The 21,071-nt window shown below is 65.4% G+C and carries 2 protein-coding genes; both read right to left on the reverse strand.

From position 1 onward, the window contains the following. Positions 1-15,698: non-ribosomal peptide synthase/polyketide synthase (locus tag HF877_RS20980; protein ID WP_169623132.1), on the reverse strand; the 15,698-nt coding region annotated here is incomplete at its 3' end. A 118-nt stretch (positions 15,699-15,816) separates the two neighbouring features. Then, positions 15,817-21,071, reverse strand: a 5,255-nt coding sequence (locus HF877_RS20985) for a non-ribosomal peptide synthetase (protein ID WP_169623133.1), incomplete at its 5' end; no start/stop codon positions are given.

A 21,071-nucleotide genomic window follows, 5' to 3' on the forward strand; every position in this document is an offset into this window, starting at 1 on the left:
ACCGTGATGTCCTCGGTGCCCGACAAACGCGCGAGCAACACAGCGAAAGCCGCATGCACCGCCATGAACAACGTCGAATTCCGCGCTCGCGCGAGCTCAACCAGCTTACGATGCAAATCAGCGTCGATGTCGAACTCGACCCTGTCGCCGGCAAAGGACTGTTCCGCCGGCCGTGGCCGGTCGGTCGGAAGGTCCAGCTGATCGGGAAGGCCGTCCAAGGACTGTTTCCAGAACGCGATCTGCTTGGCCGCCAACGACTCCGGGTCCGACTCGTCACCGAGTACCTCACGCTGCCACAACGAGTAGTCGGCGTATTGCACCGGAAGCGGTTCCCAGCCGGGCTCGTATCCGCCGGAACGCGCCACATAGGCCGCAACCAGGTCACGGGTCAGTGGTCCCATCGAAGAACCGTCGGCAGAGATGTGATGGACGACGAAGGCGACGATGATCTCGTCGTCCCCCACCGCGTACAGGCGAATTCGGATCGGAACCTCGGCGGTGACGTCGAAACTCGTATTCGCCAACTCACGAACGAGGCCGGGCAACTGATCCCAGTCCGTCCGGGCGGGCTCCAGATCGGGCGCTACCGATGAGACCGGCAACACGATCTGAACGGCACCGTCGTCCGACTGCGGGTAGGAGGTGCGCAGCATTTCGTGTCGTTCGAGCACATCGCGGATGGCTGCCTGCAGTGCAGCGAGATCCAGTCGTCCGCTGAGTCTCAACGCGATCGGCAGGTTGTATGCCACGGAGTCGGGATCGAACCGGTTGAGGAACCACATCCGCTGCTGCGCCAGCGACAACGGAACCCGGTCCGGACGCGGCCCAGCAACGAGAGGCACCGTTCCCCCCGAGCCGGCATGTTGCCCGACGTGTGCGGCCAACGCCTCGACGGTCGGTGCGTCGAACAGGGCTCGCACCGGCACCCGAGTGTCGAGCGCCGAGCCCAGCCGTGCGACCACTTGCGTGGCGTTCAGCGAGTTGCCACCCATTGCAAAGAAATCGTCGTCGAGCCCGACCCGCTCGACACCCAGCACGCCGGCGAACGTCGACGCCACAATCTCTTCCACCGGGGTCCGTGGCGCCCGGAATTCGCGGGCTTCGAACTCCGGCGCCGGCAACGCCTTCCGATCCAGCTTGCCCGACGTATTGAGCGGGAACTCATCGAGAACCACCACAGCGCCCGGGACCATGTACGACGGCAACAACCCGGACACGAACTCGATCAACTCACCACGATCTACGGTGGCCCCGGGAACCGGAACCACATACCCCGCGAGTTGATCCCCGGCGCCCGACGACGAGACCACGACCGCAGCCTGACTGACCGAGCCGTGCGCCAGCAACGCACTCTCGATCTCACCCAACTCGATGCGCTGGCCCCGGAACTTCACCTGGAAATCAGTGCGCCCGATGTACTCCAGTTCACCGTCGCTACTCCACCGAACCAGATCACCGGTGCGATACATCCGGTCCCCGGCCGGCCCGAACGGGTTCGCCACGAACCGATCCGACGTCAGATCCGGCCGGCGCACATACCCGCGCGCCAACTGCACGCCGGCGAGGTACAACTCACCCGGCACCCCGGCCGGCACCGGACGCAGGCGGCCGTCCAGCACGTACACCTGCACGTTCCATTCCGGCTCACCGATCGGCACAACATCGACCGATCCCTCCGACGGCGCCTGCCAGAACGTAGCCGACACCGCAGCTTCCGTCGGCCCGTACAAATTGTCGATCCCCGCCGCACTGATACGGCGCACCCCGTCGACCGTCTCCGGCGGCAGCGCTTCACCGATGACGAAGATCTCCCGCAACGTGCTGCACGATTCTGCAGCAGCGTGCGCCGCGAACACGGTCAGCATCGACGGCACGAAATCGGTGATCGTCACCTTCTCCCGCGCAATGACCTCCGACAGATATATCGGATCGCGGTGTCCGTCCGGAGTCGCGAGTACCAACTTCGCACCCACACTCAGCGGCATGAAGAACCCCCACAACGACACGTCGAACGTCGTGGCGGTCTTCTGGAAATACACATCCTCCGACGTCATCGCGAACTCGTGCAGCATCCAGTCGATCTGGTTGACGATCGCGCGGTGCGTCACGGCCACGCCCTTGGGCTTGCCCGTCGAACCGGACGTGAAGATGGCGTAGGCCGTGTTGTCCGGGCGGAGCGCGTCCCGTCGCTCCTCGTCACCGATCCGCTCGGCAGAGACTCCCGCCAGATCCAGCCGATCGATCTCCATCGTCTCGACATCTACCCCGGACGGCACCTCGAACCCATCGCGGGCCGTCGTCACCAGACACACCGGGTCAGCAATATCGAGCACATGCCGGATGCGATCGGCCGGATGGTCGGGATCGATCGGCACATACCCGCCGCCCGCCCGCACGATCGCATACATCCCCACCAGCAGATCCAACGACCGGCGCACCGCCAACCCCACCGTCGCCTCCGGACCCACACCCCGCGAGATCAGATACCGCGCAAGCCGATTGACCCGCGCATCGAACTGCGCATACGTCAACGACTCGCCCTCGAACACCACCGCCACCGCATCCGGCGACGCAGCGACCTGCGCATCGAACCGATCCAGCAACGTCGACTCCGGCACCGGACGCGCCGTATCGTTCCACCGCTCGAGCACCCTCACCCGCTCATCGGCGCCCAGCAGATCGATATCCCCCACCCGACACGACGGATCAGCCACCACCGCCTCGAGGATCCGCACGAACCGCTCCGCGAAGCCCTCCACCGTCGAAGCATCGAAGAGCTCGGTCGCATACGTGAACTCGATACCGAAGCCCTGGGACTGCTCATCCGCACCGGCCAGATCGGTGACGGTCACCTGCAGATCGAACTTGGCGATCTGCGCATCGAAGTCCACACCCGAGACACTCAGACCGGGCAGCTCGAGCTCCGCAGCCGCCATATTCTGGAAAGTCAGCATCACCTGGAACAGCGGATGACGCGCCTGCGAACGCGCAGGATCGAGCACCTCCACCAACCGCTCGAACGGCACATCCGCATGCGCAAAAGCATCGAGATCCACCCGGCGGACCTCATCGACGAACTCCCCGAACGACACCCCCGCATCGACCGACGTCCGCAATACGAGCGTATTGACGAACATGCCCACCAGATCATCGAGCGCAGCCTCACCACGCCCCGCGACGGGCGTCCCGATCGCAACATCGGAACTCGCACCCAACCGCGACAGCATCACCGCAAGAGCGGCATGCACCACCATGAATTCCGTTGCACCACTGCGACGGGCCACCTCGGTGATACCCGCACGAACACGACCATCGATCACGAAACCGTGCGAGGCGCCCCGGTAACTCGACACCACCGGACGAGGCCGATCCGCCGGCAACGTCGACTCCTCCGGCAGATCCGCCAAAGCAGTGCGCCAGAACTCGGATTGCCGCGCGAGCAACGACTCCGGATCGGACTCGTCGCCGAGGACCTCACGCTGCCACAACGTGTAATCCGCGTACTGGACTTCCAACGCCGACCACTCCGGGACCGCGCCCGCAGCCCGCGCCGCATACGCGGTGACCACGTCACGAGTCAGCGGTCCCATCGAGAACCCGTCACTCGAGATGTGATGAACCACCACAACCAGAATGTGCTCTTCCGGCGTGATCTGCAGCAGCCGCACCCTGATCGGAACCTGCTGCGTGACATCGAAACCGGTCGTCACGATCTCCGTGACACGTGCCGGCACCTCGTCGGCCGCGATGTCCTCGACACGCACCTCCACGACCGCGTCGTCGGCACCGAGCACCTTCTGGAAACCGACTCCGTCGATCTCCGGATATACCGTCCGCAACGACTCGTGTCGCGCGACGACATCCGACACGGCCGCCTGCAACGCATCGACATCCAACGAGCCCGACAACCTGATTACGGCCGGAATGTTGTTCGCCCCCGACCCCGGATCCAACCGGTTGAGGAACCACATCCGCTGCTGCGCCAGCGACAACGGAATCTGCGCCGGCCGAACCCGAGCAACCAACGGCACCCCGGCATCACCAGCGGAGAGCTGCTCCAGCCGCCCCGCCAGCTCCCCGACGGTGGACGCCTCGAACAACACCCGCACCGGCACCCGGGTATCGAGTGCCGCGCCCAGGCGCGCGACCACCTGGGTCGCAATCAGTGAGTTTCCACCCAAGGCGAAGAAATCATCATCGAGCCCGACCCGCTCGACACCGAGCACCTCGGAAAACACCGACGCCACAACCTGTTCGACGGTTGTCTGCGGCGCCCGGAACTCCCGAGCCTCGAAGACAGGGGAAGGCAACGCCTTGCGATCGAGCTTGCCACTGCTGTTGAGCGGGAACTCATCGAGCACCACCATCGCCGACGGCACCATATAGCCCGGCAACACCGCACCCAACCGACGCAACAACACCACAGAATCCACCGACGCACCCGCAGCCGGCACCACATACGCCACCAACTGCTCACCCGCATGCGCATCCGAACGCACCAGCACCACAGCCTGACCGACACCATCCAAGCCCAGAAGAGCAGATTCGATCTCACCGAGCTCGATCCGCAACCCCCGCAACTTCACCTGAAAATCGGAACGACCGATGTACTCCAACGCACCATCGGCATTCCACCGCACCAGATCACCCGTGCGATAAAGACGCTCCCCCGCACCGAACGGCGACGCCACAAACCGCTCCGCCGACAAATCCGGCCGACCCACATACCCACGAGCCAACTGCACACCCGACAAATACAACTCACCCGCCACACCCACCGGCACCGGCGCGAGTCGGCTGTCGAGCACAAACACCTGCGTATTCCACACAGGTGTCCCGATCGGAACCGCACCCGCACTACCCGCCTCGGCCGGCCCCGCCGTGACATGCACCGTCGCCTCGGTCGGACCGTACAAGTTGTGCAACCGCGGCAACCCCAGAGCAGCACACTGATCGACCAAAGCCGCAGGGAACGCTTCACCCGCAACAAGAACCACACGCAACGACGCGCACTCCTCGCGCGTGGCGACAGCAGCGAACACCGCAAGCATCGACGGCACAAACGACGTCGCAGTAATCCGCTCCCGACCGATCACGCCAGCAAGATACGCCGGATCCCGATGCCCATCAGGGCTCGCGATCACCACACGCGCACCCGCCGCCAACCCGCCGAACAGCTCCCACACCGACACATCGAACGTGAACGGCGTCTTCTGCAACACCACATCTTCCGGCGACAACCCGTACTCGGCTGTCAACCACGACACCTGATTGACCACCGAACAATGCGACACCGCCACACCCTTCGGCCGCCCCGTCGACCCCGACGTGAAAATCACATACGCCGTATTCGACGGCCGCACCGGCGCAATCCGCTCCTCGTCCGAGACCGGCGCGGCCGACACCTCGGCAAGATCGAGAGTGTCGATCGACACCACCGGCACCGACCCGGACCCGAACTCGGACTCGGGAAGCTCGAACCCGTCCCGCGTCGTCGACACCACCAACACCGGCGCCGCCGACTCCACAATGAAACCATTACGCTCGGCAGGCTGATCCGGATCGATCGGCACATACCCGCCGCCCGCCCGCACGATCGCATACATCCCCACCAGCAGATCCAACGACCGGCGCACCGCCAACCCGACCGTCGTCTCCGGACCCACACCCCGCGAGATCAGATACCGCGCAAGCCGATTGACCCGCGCATCGAACTGCGCATACGTCAACGACTCGCCCTCGAACACCACCGCCACCGCATCCGGCGACGCAGCGACCTGCGCATCGAACCGATCCAGCAACGTCGACTCCGGCACCGGACGCGCCGTATCGTTCCACCGCTCGAGCACCGCAATACGCTCATCGGCGCCCAGCAAATCGATATCCCCCACCCGCAGCGCCGGATCAGACACCACCGTTTCGAGGATCCGCACGAACCGATCCGCGAACGTCTCCACCGTCGAAGCATCGAACAGCTCGGTGGCATAGGTGAACTCCGCACGGAAACCGGCCGGCGAACCGTCCTCCGCGAACCCCTCCGACAACGTCAACTGCACATCGAACTTCGCGATCTGCGCATCGAAGTCCACACCCGAGACACTCAGACCAGGCAACTCGAGCTCCGCAGCCGCCATATTCTGGAAAGTCAACATCACCTGGAACAGCGGATGACGCGCCTGCGAACGCGCCGGATCGAGCACCTCCACCAACCGCTCGAACGGCACATCCGCATGCGCAAAAGCATCGAGATCCACCCGGCGGACCTCATCGACGAACTCCCCGAACGACACCCCACCATCAACCGACGTCCGCAACACCAACGTATTGACGAACATGCCCACCAGATCATCGAGCGCAGCCTCACCACGCCCCGCGATCGGCGTGCCGATCGCAACATCGGAACTCGCACCCAACCGCGACAGCATCACCGCAAGAGCGGCATGCACCACCATGAATTCCGTTGCACCACTGCGACGGGCCACCTCGGTGATACCCGCACGAACACGACCATCGATCACGAAACCGTGCGAGGCGCCCCGGTAACTCGACACCACCGGACGAGGCCGATCCGCCGGCAACGTCGACTCCTCCGGCAGATCCGCCAAAGCAGTGCGCCAGAACTCGGTTTGCCGCGCAAGCAGCGACTCCGGATCCGACTCGTCACCGAGAACCTCACGCTGCCACAACGTGTAATCCGCATACTGGACTTCCAAAACCGACCACCCCGGGACCGCGCCCGCAGCCCGCGCCGCATACGCCGTGACCACATCCCGGGTCAACGGCCCCATCGAGAACCCGTCACCGGAAATATGATGAACCACCACAACCAGCACATGCTCTTCCGGCGTGATTCGCAGCAGCCGCACTCGGATCGGAACCTGCTGCGTGACATCGAAACCGGCAGTCGCGATCTCCGTGACACGTGCCGGGACCTCGTCGGCCGCGACGGTCTCCCCAAGCACCTCGACGACGGTCCCCGAGACAGGCAGAACCTTCTGGAAACCGACTCCGTCGATCTCCGGATACACCGTCCGCAACGACTCGTGCCGCGCCACCACATCCGACACCGCGGCCTGCAACGCATCGACATCCAACGATCCCGACAACCTGATTACCGCCGGAATGTTGTTCGCCGCCGACCCCGGATCCAACCGGTTGAGGAACCACATCCGCTGCTGCGCCAACGACAACGGAATCTCCGACGACCGAACCCGAGCAACCAACGGAACCCCGGCACCCCCACCGGACACCTGCTCCACCCGCACCGCCAGTTCCCCGACGGTGGACGCCTCGAACAGCACCCGCACCGGCACCGGCACCCGAGTATCGAGTGCCGCACCCAGGCGCGCGACCACCTGGGTCGCAATCAGCGAGTTACCACCCAAAGCGAAGAAATCATCATCGAGACCGACCCGCTCGACGCCCAATACCTCGGAAAACACCGACGCCACAACCTGTTCGACGGGTGTCTGCGGGGCCCGGAACTCCCGAGCTTCGAAGACAGGGGAAGGCAACGCCTTACGGTCCAACTTGCCCGACGAACCCACCGGCAACTCATCGAGCACCACCATCGCCGACGGCACCATATAAGCCGGCAACACCGCACCCAACCGACGCGACAACACCACAGAATCCACCGACGCACCCGCAGCCGGCACCACATACGCCACCAACTGCTCACCCGCATGCGCATCCGCACGCACCAGCACCACGGCCTGACCGACGCCGTCCAAGCCCAGAAGAGCAGATTCGATCTCACCGAGCTCGATCCGCAACCCCCGCAACTTCACCTGAAAATCGGTACGACCGATGTACTCCAACTCACCGTCGCCTGTCCACCGCACCAGATCACCGGTGCGATACAACCGCTCACCCGCCCCGAACGGCGACGCCACAAAACGATCCGCCGACAAATCCGGCCGCCCCACATACCCACGAGCCAACTGCACACCCGACAGATACAACTCACCCGCCACACCCACCGGCACCGGCGCCAGTCGACCGTCGAGCACATAAACCTGCGTATTCCACACCGGCACACCGATCGGCACCGACACCACATCGGCATCGGACACCTCGTGGAACGTCACATCCACCGCAGCCTCGGTCGGACCGTACAAATTGTGCACAGCAGCATCCGGAAGTACCGCCCGCGCCCGCGCCGCCAACGGCGGCGACAACGCCTCACCCGATGCGAACACCAACCGCAGACCCGACAGATCCGAGACCCCGGCCTCGGTTACGAACACCGCCAACATCGACGGCACAAAATGCGCCACCGACACACCACGCTCGGCCATCACCTTCGCCAGATACGCCGGATCCCGATGACCGTCCGGAGCAGCAACCGCCAACCGCGCACCCACACCCAACGGCCAGAAAAACTCCCACACCGACACATCGAACGTGAACGGCGTCTTCTGCAACACCACATCCGCTCCGGTGAGCGAGTATTCGTGCTGCATCCACTCCAGACGATTGACAATCGCCCCGTGCGAGACCGCCACACCCTTCGGCCGGCCCGTCGAACCCGACGTGAAAATCACGTATGCGGTATTCGAGGGTCGCAGCGGCGAAATCCGCTCCTCGTCCGAGACCGGCGCGGCCGACACCTCGGCAAGATCGAGAGTGTCGATCGACACCACCGGCACCGACACCGGAACGTCGAACCCGTCCCGCGACGTCGACACCACCAACACCGGCGACGCCATCTCCACGATGTAGGCGTTGCGCTCGGCAGGCTGATCCGGATCGATCGGCACATACGCGCCACCGGCCCGCACGATCGCATACATCCCGACCAACAGATCCAACGACCGGCGCACCTCCAACCCGACGGTTGTTTCCGGACCCACACCCCGCGAAATCAGATACCGCGCAAGCTGATTGACCCGCGCATCGAACTGCACATACGTCAACGACTCGTCTTCGAACACCACCGCGACCGCATCCGGCGACGCAGCAACCTGCGCGTCGAAGCGATCCAGCAACGTCGCCTCCGCCACCGGATGCGACGTATCGTTCCACCGCTCGAGCACCGCAACACGCTCATCAGCGCCCAGCAGATCGATATCCCCTACCGGACCCGACGGATCAGACACCACTGCCTCGAGAATCCGCACGAACCGCTCCGCGAACCCCTCGACCGTCGAAGCATCGAACAAATCGGTGGCATAGGTGAACTCCGCATGGAAGCCGTCCGGCGAACCATCCTCCGCGAACCCGTCCGACAACGTCACCTGCAGATCGAACTTCGCGATCTGCGCATCGAAGTCGACACCCGAGACACTCAGACCGGGCAGCTCGAGCTCCGCAGCCGCCAAATTCTGGAAAGTCAGCATCACCTGGAACAACGGATGACGCGCCTGCGAACGCGCAGGATCGAGCACCTCCACCAACCGCTCGAACGGCACATCCGCATGCGCGAACGCATCGAGATCTGTCCCCCGAACGGTATCGAGGAACTCCCCGAACGGGACCCCACCATCAACCGACGTCCGCAATACGAGCGTGTTGACGAACATACCCACCAGATCATCGAGCGCAGCCTCACCACGACCCGCGACGGGCGTCCCGATCGCAACATCGGAACTCGCGCCCAACCGTGACAGCAACACGGCCAACGCAGCATGGACGACCATGAATTCCGTTGCACCACTGCGGCGTGCCACCTCGGCGATACCCGCACGAATACGACCATCGATCACGAAACCGTGCGAGGCGCCCCGGTAACTCGACACCACCGGACGAGGCCGATCCGCCGGCAACGTCGACTCCTCCGGCAGATCCGCCAAAGCAGTGCGCCAGAACTCGGTTTGCCGCGCAAGCAGCGACTCCGGATCCGACTCGTCACCGAGAACCTCACGCTGCCACAACGTGTAATCCGCATACTGCACCTCGAGCGCCGACCACCCCGGCTCCCGGCCCGCGGCCCGCGCTGCGTACGCGGTGACCACATCACGAGTCAGGGGCGCCATAGAGAACCCATCGCCGGAGATGTGATGAACCACCACAACCAGAATGTGCTCTTCCGGCGCAACACGCAACAACTGCACCCGGATCGGAACCTGCTGCGTCACATCGAAACCGGCACCCACAACCTCGGCGACCCGCCCCGCAACATCCTCGGCAGCCACGTCCAGAGCGCGCACCTCCACGACCGCGTCGCCGGCACCGAGCACCTTCTGGAAACCGACCCCGTCGACCTCCGGATACACCGTCCGCAACGACTCGTGCCGCGCCACCACATCCGACACCGCGGCCTGCAACGCATCGACATCCAACGATCCCGACAACCTGATCGCCACCGGAATGTTGTTGACCGCCGACCCCGGATCCAACCGGTTGAGGAACCACATCCGCTGCTGCGCCAACGACAACGGAATCTGCGCCGGACGAGTGCCGGCCACAAGAGGCACCCGACCCGCAAACGACGACGACTCGAGCAGACCCGCAAGCGCTTCGACGGTCGAGGCTTCGAACAACACCCGCACCGGCACCTGCGTATCGAGTGCGGCACTCAGGCGCGCGACCGCCTGCATCGCGATCAACGAGTTACCACCCAGCGCAAAGAAATCATCGTCCGCACCGACACGCTCGACACCGAGCACCTCGGCGAACACCGACGCCACAGTCTGCTCGACAGCAGTCTGCGGCGCCCGGAACTCACGAGTCTCGAAAGTGGGCGAAGGCAACGCCTTACGATCGAGCTTGCCACTGCTGTTGAGCGGAAACGCATCGAGCACCACAAACAACGACGGCACCATATACCCCGGCAACAACCCCGAAACAAACCGCACCAACTCGCCGCGATCCACCGTGGCCCCCACAACAGGCACCACAAAGCCCACCAACTGATCCCCGAGATCCGAGGCCGACACCACCACCGCAGCCTGAGCGACCGAATCGTGCGACACCAACGCCGCCTCGATCTCACCGAGCTCGATCCGCAACCCCCGCAACTTCACCTGAAAATCGGAACGACCGATGTACTCCAACTCCCCATCGGCGTTCCACCGCACCACATCACCCGTGCGATACAACCGCTCCCCCACACCGAACGGCGACGCCACAAACCGCTCCGCCGACAAATCCGGCCGACCCACATACCCACGAGCCAACTGCACACCCGACAGATACAACTCACCCGCCACACCCACCGGCACCGGCGCGAGTCGGCTGTCGAGCACAAACACCTGCGTATTCCACACCGGCGCACCGATCGAAACCGACACGGTATCGGCGTCGACGACCTCGTGGAACGTCACGTCCACCGCGGCCTCGGTCGGACCATACAAATTGTGCAACCGCACCCCCGGCAGCACCGACATCAACCGGCCCGCCACCGACGCGGGCAACGCCTCACCCGAAGCGAACACCAACCGCAACGACGACGCCGCCCCCACCGACGCCTCCGCCACGAACACCGCCAACATCGACGGCACAAAATGCGCCACCGACACACTGCGCTCCGCCATCACCGTCGCCAGATACACCGGATCCCGATGACCGTCCGGAGCAGCAACCACCAACCGCGCACCCACACCCAACGGCCAGAAAAACTCCCACACCGACACATCGAACGTAAACGGCGTCTTCTGCAACACCACATCCGCTCCGGTGAGCGAGTATTCGTGCTGCATCCACTCGAGACGATTGACGATCGCCCCGTGCGAGACCGCCACACCCTTCGGCCGGCCCGTCGAACCCGACGTGAAAATCACATACGCCGTGTTGTCCGGACGCAGGACACTGCGCCGCTCGTCGTCACCGATCCGCTCGGCAGAGAACCCTTCCAGATCCAGCCGATCGATCTCTATCGCCTCGACATCCACCCCGGACGGCACCTCGAACCCATCACGGGCCGTCGTCACCAGACACACCGGATCAGCAATATCGAGCACATGCCGAATCCGATCGGCCGGATGATCCGGATCGATCGGCACATACGCGCCACCGGCCCGCACAATCGCATACATCCCCACCAGCAGATCCAACGACCGGCGCACCGCCAACCCGACCATCGTCTCCGGACCCACACCCCGCGAGATCAGATACCGCGCAAGACGATTGACCCGCGCATCGAACTGCGCATACGTCAACGACTCGCCCTCGAACACCACCGCAATCGCGTCGGGATTCGAAAGGACCTGCGCATCGAACCGATCCAGCAACGTCGACTCCGGCACCGGATGCGACGTATCGTTCCACCGCTCGAGCACCGTCACCCGCTCATCGGCGCCCAGCAGATCGATATCCCCCACCCGACACGACGGATCAGCCACCACCGCCTCGAGGATCCGCACGAACCGCTCCGCGAAGCCCTCGACTGTTGCGGCATCGAACAGATCGGTGGCATACGTGAACTCGATACCGAAACCCTTCGACTGCTCACCCGACCCGGCCAGATCGGTGACGGTCACCTGCAGATCGAACTTCGCGATCGCCGTGTCGAATTCCAGTGACTCGACCGACAGGCCGGGGAGCTCGAGGGATGTGACGGGCATGTTCTGGAAGGTCAGCATCACCTGGAAGAGCGGATGACGCGCCTGCGAACGGGCAGGATCGAGCACCTCGACCAACCGCTCGAACGGCACATCCGCATGCGCGAACGCCTCCAGGTCCACGTCGCGCACGCTGCCGAGCACCTCGTCGAACGACCGGGAGGTGTCGATCGGAGTCCTGAGGACCAGGGTGTTGACGAACATGCCGATCGCATCGTCCAGCGCGGCGTCCCCGCGACCGGCGACAGGTGATCCGACGACGATGTCCTCGGTACCCGACAAGCGGCCGAGCAGCACTGCCAACGCGGCGTGTACCAGCATGAACTCGGTCGAGCCCTGCCGGCGCGCGAGCTCTGCGATACGACGACGCAGGTCGGGACCCACGTCGAGCCGGTGCGACGCTCCTCGGTTGCTCGCCACCGCGGGGCGCGGGCGATCCCGTGGAAGCTCCAGCTCGTCGGGAAGCTCCGCCAGCGTCCGGCGCCAATAGTCGAGTTGTTGTGCCATGAGCGACGACGGGTCGTCTTCGCTGCCGAGCACCTCGCGCTGCCAGAGGGCGTAATCGGCGTACTGCACCTCGAGGGGTTCCCACTGCGGAGCACTACCCGAGGCCCGGGACACATAGGCGGACATGACGTCCCGTGTCAGGGGGCCGGCGGAGAACCCGTCGGCGGAGATGTGGTGGACCACCGCCACCAGCACGTACTCCTGGTCGGAGACACGCAGCACCCGCACCCGGAACGGCACCTGACGGGTGACGTCGAATCCTTCGGAGACGATGTCGGTGACGCGGGCGACCACGTCGTTCGGGGAGATCGGTTCGGGCGTCACGTCGACGACGAATTCCGAGGCCGGCAGCACCTGCTGACTGCCGACACCCTCGTCGTCCGGGTAGATGGTCCGGAGCGACTCGTGCCGGGCGATCACGTCGGAGACCGCGGACGACAGGGCCTCGACCTCGACCCGTCCCACGAGCCGTATCGCCAGCGCGATGTTGTTCACCGCAGAGTCGGGATCGAGCCGGTTGAGGAACCACATCCGCTGCTGCGCCAGCGACAACGGCACCCGATCCGGACGGACCTGGGCGACCAGCGGCGCACGCGTGTCGCCGCCGGCAGCCGCGGCGGCGTCGACGAGCACCGCAAGTTCTGCGGCGGTCGGCGCGTCGAAGAACCCGCGGACGTCGATACGGACGTTGTGGTCGGCACCGAGTCGGGCCACCACACGGGTCGCACTGAGGGAGTTGCCGCCGAGATCGAAGAAGTCGTCGTCCACGCCGAGTCCTTCGACGCCGAGAACCTGTTCGAAGGCCGCCATCACCGCGTGTTCGGTCGGTGTGGACGGTGCCCGGTACTTCCGCTGGAGTGAGCTGAAGTCCGGTTCCGGCAACGACTTCCGGTCGAGTTTTCCGCTCGCACCCAGGGGGAAGGCGTCGAGTGCGACGTACAGCGACGGCACCATGTACTCGGGCAGACGCCTCCGCACCGCGTCCGCGAGTTCGGTGCGGTCGATGTCGCGGCCGTCAGTGACGAGGTAGGCGACGAGGTGGTCGCCGAGTGTCGGGTCGTTGTGCACCACCACCACGGATCGGCGCACGGCCGGGTGGTCGAGCAGCGCCGATTCGATTTCTCCGAGTTCGATGCGCAGTCCGCGGAGTTTCACCTGGAAGTCGGTGCGGCCGATGTACTCGAGTTGCCCGTCCGCGTTCGTCTTCACGAGGTCGCCGGTGCGGTACATGCGGTCGCCGGGGTCCCCGAAGGGATCTGCGACGAACCGGTCGGAGGTCAGATCGGGTCGTTGCAGGTAGCCGCGGGCCAACTGGATACCGGCGAGGTACAACTCGCCTTCGGTTCCGTCGGGAACCGGGCGGAGACCCTCGTCGAGGACGTAGAGGCCGGTGTCGGGTACCGCCGCACCGATGGGGACGACGGTGTCGCCGGGCGCGGTGGCGTAGTAGGTGACGTCGACGGCGGCTTCGGTGGGGCCGTACAGATTGTGCAGGCTTGCCGACGACACCTCGTGGAAGCGCGCCACGGTCTGCCGGGGCAGCGCCTCACCGGACGCGAAGACGTAGCGCAGGGAGGTCACAGCGGCAGCGGCCGGCTCCTCGAGGTACACCGCGAGCATCGACGGTACGAAATGAGCGATGGTCACGCCGTGATCGATCATGGTGCGGGCGAGGTACCCCGGATCGCGGTGGCCGTCGGGCGCTGCGATGGTCAGGCACGCTCCCACCTGTAGCGGCCAGAAGAACTCCCACACCGAGACGTCGAACGTGAACGGGGTCTTCTGCACGACCACGTCGTCGGCGCGCATTCCGTACTCGGCCTGACGCCAGGCGATGTTCGCGACGATTGCGCGGTGTTCGACCGCCACGCCCTTGGGCCGGCCGGTGGACCCGGAGGTGAAGATGACGTACGCCAGGTGGTCGGCGGTCAGGGCGCCCGTACGCTCCTCGGGCCGGACGGGTTCGTCGGAGACGCCCGACAGGTCGATCGTGTCGACGGCCACCGTGGGGACCGATGCGGGCAGGTCCACCTCGTCGCGTGCGGTCGTGACGACCACTGCCGGTTCGGCGATCTCGAGGACGTACGCGAGCCGATCGGCCGGGTGATCGGGGTCGAGCGGCACGTAAGCGCCCCCGGCCTTGACGATCGCGTACATGCCAACGAGCAACTCGAAGGACCGCCGGACGGCGAGACCGACGCGCACATCGGGGCCCACACCGAGGCCGATCAGGTGCCGCGCGAGCCGGTTTGCACGCGCGTCGAATTCGCGATAGGTGAGGGTGTCGTTCTCGAATCGGAGCGCCGTCGCGTCCGGTGTCGCCGACACCTGCGCCTCGAACCTTGCGGCGAGAGTGTTCGGATCGACTGCCGCCGGCGCGACCGCGTCGTCTCCGAGCACCACCAGGGCGTCGGAGAGAAGCGACTCGACGACCGCGGGAAGGCCTGCGCCGCCGAGCAGTCCGGGAGCGAGGTTCGACAGCACGACGGGGAGAAGCGCGTCGAACCCGAGCGCGCCACCCATCGCCGCATCGAGGGTGGAGATCTCCTGATGCAGGCTGCCGTAGGTGAGCCGGGTCTCTCCGTCGACCAGTGCCACACGGTCGGGTTCGGCGTCCGCCACGGCGGCGAGCACCCGAGGGAGATCGCCGATTGCCAACGCCGGATTGCCCGCCACGTCACTCGTCATCTACCCCATCCTCCTGAAATAACCTGCGCTCGCTGTATCGCTCACGCGACCCCGACGGTACTGTCCGAGCGTCGAACGACATCCGATCCTCGATTATCCCGAACGGACCGACGCAGAACTAATCCGCGGAGATCACTCCTTCCGCCGAGGCGATCACCTCACGCACGAGTTGCGCGAGGCCGTCCGCCCCCAGTTCGGGCAGCATTCCCGGCACCAACCCGTTGAGCACCACCGATACGAGCGCTTCCGCGGTCAGCGCACCGCCTGTGGTCGTCGTCATCGTGTCCAGGCGTCGCGCGAACTCACCGAATGTGACTTCGCGTTCACCGTGCGCGAAGGCCACCGTGTCGGGTGCGACCGTGGCTGCTGCCGTCACGAGTGCGGGAAGATCCGCCACCGTTCGCGCCTTCCGCGGCCGCGCGGCACGCGCACGTTCCTCGTTCGAACGGATGTCGATCGACCGCAGCACCGTGCGAGGGTCGGTGGCGACGGCATCGAGGATCCGGACGAAGCGCCGACCGAACGTTTCCACCGTTGCCGCGTCGAACAACGCCGTGGCGTAGGTGAAGGTCACCGCGAGATCCTGAAGCGCACCACTCGGCGAGAACTGTTCGACGATCGTGCACTGCAGATCGAATTTCGCTTGGTCGACGCCCGTCCCGAGCGGAGTCACTGCCAGACCCGGCAGTTCGAACGTCCCTGTTTCGATGTTCTGGAACGTCAGCATCGCCTGGAACAGCGGTGTATAGGAACTGCTCCGACGCACGCCGAGACGTTCCACGACCTGCTCGAACGGCACGTCCGCGTTGCCGAACGCGGCGAGATCCTTGTCCCTCGCCTGTTCCAGCAGGTCCGAAAACGTCGACGAACCGGTGACGCGGGTACGGAGCACCATGGTGTTGACGAACATGCCGACGAGACCGTCGAGTGCTTCTTCACCACGACCCGCCGTCGGAGTGCCCACGGTGATGTCGTCGCTGCCGGACAGCCTGGAGAGCAGCACCGCGAAGGCGGCGTGCATCGCCATGAATACGGTGGCGTGGTGTTCCCGCGCGACCTTCTCGATTCGGACGGCGATTTCCTCACCGACGTCGAAGGTGATCGATGCACCCGCGGTGGACTGCCGGGCCGGTCGTGGACGGTCGGTGGGGAGCTCGAGCACTTCGGGTGCGCCCGCGAGTTCGCTTGCCCAGTAATCGAGTTGACGTGACAGTTCGCTGTCCGGATCGTCCTCGGAACCGAGGACGGACTGCTGCCAGAGGGTGTAGTCCGCGTACTGGACCTCGAGTGGCTCCCAGCCCGGGGCTTGGCCCTGGGCACGGGCGGTGTAGCCGAGCATCACGTCGCGGACGAGCGGTCGCATCGAGTAACCGTCCGCGGCGATGTGGTGCGCCACCACGGCCAGCACATGTTCGCTCGCCGAGATCCGGAACACCCCCATCCGCACCGGAGGCAGCGAACCGGTGACGTCGAATCCGGCGCCGAGGATCTCGGTGAGACGGTCGACGAGTTCGCCGGGCGTCACATCGATCGGGGTCAGAGCCGGAACGACCTTTGCAACCGGCAGGACGACCTGCACGGGGCCGTCCTCGGTGTCCGGGTAAACGGTCCGGAGTACCTCGTGCCTCGCGAACAGGTCGGAGACCGCATTCTGGAGGGCCTCGGTGTCGAGTTCACCGGTCAAGCGAACGGCAACCGGGATGTTGTAGACACCGGAGTCGGGATCGACCCGGTTCAGGGTCCACATCCGCTGCTGCGCCAACGACAACGGAATACGTTCGGGCCGCGGTGCGGCGACGAGGGGGGCGCGAGCCCCCGCCCCGACGGAAGGCTGGATATGGGCGGCAAGGGCCCCCACCGTGGGTGCCTCGAACACCTTGCGCACGGCCACCTTCGTGTCGAGCGCCGCGCCGAGACGTGCCGCGAGTTGTGTCGCGAGCAGGGAATTGCCGCCGAGGGCGAAGAAGTCGTCGTCGAGACCAGCCCGCTCCACACCGAGCAACTCGGCCACTGTATCCGCGACGACTTCCTCGACCGGATTGGTCGGTGCGCGGAACACGCCTGCCTCGACGCCGGGATCGGGCAGTGCCGCCCGGTCGAGTTTGCCGTTGGTGTTGAGAGGCAGCGCATCGAGTTCCACGAACGCCGACGGCACCATGTACGACGGAAGCCGTTCGGCAAGTGCGGAACGGACATCGTTCTCGTCGAATCGCCCCTCGGCCGGAACGACGTAGGCGATCAGCCGGTCGCCGGTCCGGGCGTCGGAGCGCACCACGACAGCGACGTCGCGCACATCCGTGAGGTCGCGCAGAGCGACCTCGATCTCACCGAGTTCGATCCGGTATCCGCGAATCTTCACCTGGAAGTCGGCGCGGTCGAGGTACTCGAGTCGGCCGTCCCGGTTCCATCGCACGATGTCACCGGTGCGGTACATGCGTCCGCCGCCGAACGGATCCGCGACGAATCTGTCGGCCGTCAGGTCCGGGCGGTCGTGGTAGCCACGCGCCAGTTGGGCGCCCGCGAGGTACAACTCGCCTGCCACACCCGGGGCGACCGGACGCAGCCGCCCGTCGAGAACGTGGACGGCGGTGTTCCACTCGGGCACACCGATCGGGACGATGACCGTGTCGGCATCGTCGACCTCGTGAACGGTGACCGAGACGGCAGCTTCGGTGGGACCGTACAGGTTGTACAGCGCCGCCGAATTCGCCTGGCGGAATTGCTGTGCCACCGGAGCTGGCAGGGCCTCGCCGATCGCGAGGACGCGACGCAGCGACGGGGAAAGCGGGCCCGCCGCCACGGTCATGAGCATCGACAGCATGGACGGAACGGTGTGCAACGTGGTGACGTTGCGGTCACGGAGCAGTCCGAGCAGGTAGTCGGGGTCCTGATGACCGTCCGCAGTTGCCACGACCAGACGCGCACCGGACGTGAGCGCCGACCAGAACTCCCACACCGACAGGTCGAAGGTGGCGACCGTCTTGAGGAGCACGGCATCGTCCGAGCCGAGTCCGAAGAAGCTGCGCTTCCACAGCAACTGGTTCACGATCGCGGCGTGCGGAACGGCAACACCCTTCGGCCTGCCCGTCGAACCCGAGGTGAAGATCACGTAGGCCGTATGGTGCGGGCGCAGCGGCGCGGTCCGCTCGACATCGGTGACCTGCGTGTCCGCGACATCCGAGAGGTCGACGCGGTCGAGTTCGACCACCCGAACCTGCCCGTGTCCGACCGGGTCCGCACTCGTCGTGACGATCGCCGCGGGTGCAGCGGTGTCGAGGATGTACGCGTTCCTCTCGGCAGGCTGCGCTGGGTCGACAGGCACATACGCGGCGCCGGTCTTGGCGATCGCATACATCCCGACCAGCAGTTCAGGCGAGCGCCGAACTGCAAGTGCGACACGATCTTCCGGTCCCACACCGAGCGAGATCAGATGACGGGCGAGCCGGTTCACCGACGAGTCGAACTCGCCGTACGTCCACTGCCTGCCCTCGTAGTCGAGGGCCACGGCTTCACGCCGGGTGTCGACCTGCTCGTCGAACAGGTCGACGAGGGTGGCGGATGCGCCGGTGTCGTGGGTGGTCTCGTTCCGTTCGGCGAGAACGTGGCGCTCGGACGGGAGAAGCAGAAGGTGGTCGCCGACCGGCGCAGCGGGATCCTCGACGAACGCACCGAGTAGCTGCACGAGCCTGTCTGCGACCGCTTCCACGGTCTCCCGCTCGAACAGATCCGTCGCGTAGGTGAGGACGGCGTCGATCCCGTCCGGCGCTCCGTCCTCGCGGTAACGGTCGGTAACGATCAGATGCATGTCGAACTGTGCGACACCACCTTCGAGGTCGATCGGCGTCACGTCGAGACCGGGCAACTCGAGTTCCGAGCGGCGCTGGTTCTGGAACGAGAATCCGACCTGGAAAAGCGGGTGCCGTGCGGTCGAGCGCGCCGGATTGAGGACCTCGACCAGTCGTTCGAACGGTATATCAGCATGCGCGAAGGCCTGCAGATCCGTTTCACGGGCAGCGACGAGCAGATCACCGAAGGAGTTGCCGCCGTCCACCTGCAGCCGCAGCACGAGCGTGTTGACGAACATGCCGATAAGGTCGTCCGTTGCCTGCTGGTCACGGCCCGCGATGGGTGTGCCGACCGCGATGTCACCGGAACCCGACAGCCGGGCGAGCAGCGCCGCGAACGCGGCATGCACGGCCATGAACACCGTGGCATTCTGCGCCCGAGCGAGGTCGCGTAGCTCACCGTGCAGGTCGGCACCGATGCGGAACTCCACACGGTCGCCGCGGAAGTTCTGCTGTGCCGGCCGCGGTCGATCGAGCGGGAGATCCAGCTGGTCGGGCAGGTCGGCCAGGGACTCACGCCAATAGGCGAGCTGCTTCGCGGCGGTCGAGTCCGGGTCGTCTTCGGAGCCGAGCACCTCGCGCTGCCACAGCGCGTAGTCCGCGTACTGCACTTCCAATGGCGCCCATGCCGGCTCGGTGCCGGCGGTGCGCGCGGAATACGCCGTCATCACGTCACGCACCAGCGGCACCATCGAGGACCCGTCGCCACTGATGTGGTGCACGACCGTCACCAGCACATGGTCCTCGTCGGTCACGCGCAGCAGATGCATACGCACGGGCACGTTCGTCGTCACGTCGAATCCGGCCGAGACGATCTCGCGCATCCGGGTCTCGAGGTCTGTCGCCGTGACGTCTTCCGGGGTCAGGTCCACCGACGCCTGCGCCGCCGAAAGGATGCGCTGAACCGGACCGGACTCCGTCTCCGGGTAGACGGTGCGCAGTGATTCGTGCCGGCAGACCAGATCCGCGACCGCGTCGCGCAGCGCTCTGATGTCCAGTGCACCGGTCATCCGCAGGGCGAGCGGAATGTTGTATGCGGTGGAATCCGGATCGAACCGGTTGAGGAACCACATCCGCTGCTGCGCCAACGACAACGGAATCTGTGCCGGACGCACCCGCGCAACCAACGGAACCCCGGCACCCCCACCGGACACCTGCTCCACCCGCACCGCCAGTTCCCCGACGGTGGACGCCTCGAACAGCACCCGCACCGGCACCCGAGTACCGAGCGTCGCACCCAGGCGCGCGACCACCTGGGTCGCGATCAGCGAGTTACCACCCAAAGCGAAGAAATCATCATCGAGACCGACCCGCTCGACCCCGAGCACCTCGGAAAACACCGACGCCACAACCTGTTCGACGGGTGTCTGCGGCGCCCGGAACTTCCGAGCCTCGAAGACAGGGGAAGGCAACGCCCTACGATCGAGCTTCCCACTGCTGTTGAGCGGAAGCTCATCGAGCACCATCAAGACCGACGGCACCATATACGCGGGCAACAACCCCGAGACGAACCCCGCCAACTCGTCAC

The sequence above is a fragment of the Rhodococcus sp. BL-253-APC-6A1W genome, from assembly GCF_012843405.1.
Taxonomy (GTDB): domain Bacteria; phylum Actinomycetota; class Actinomycetes; order Mycobacteriales; family Mycobacteriaceae; genus Rhodococcus.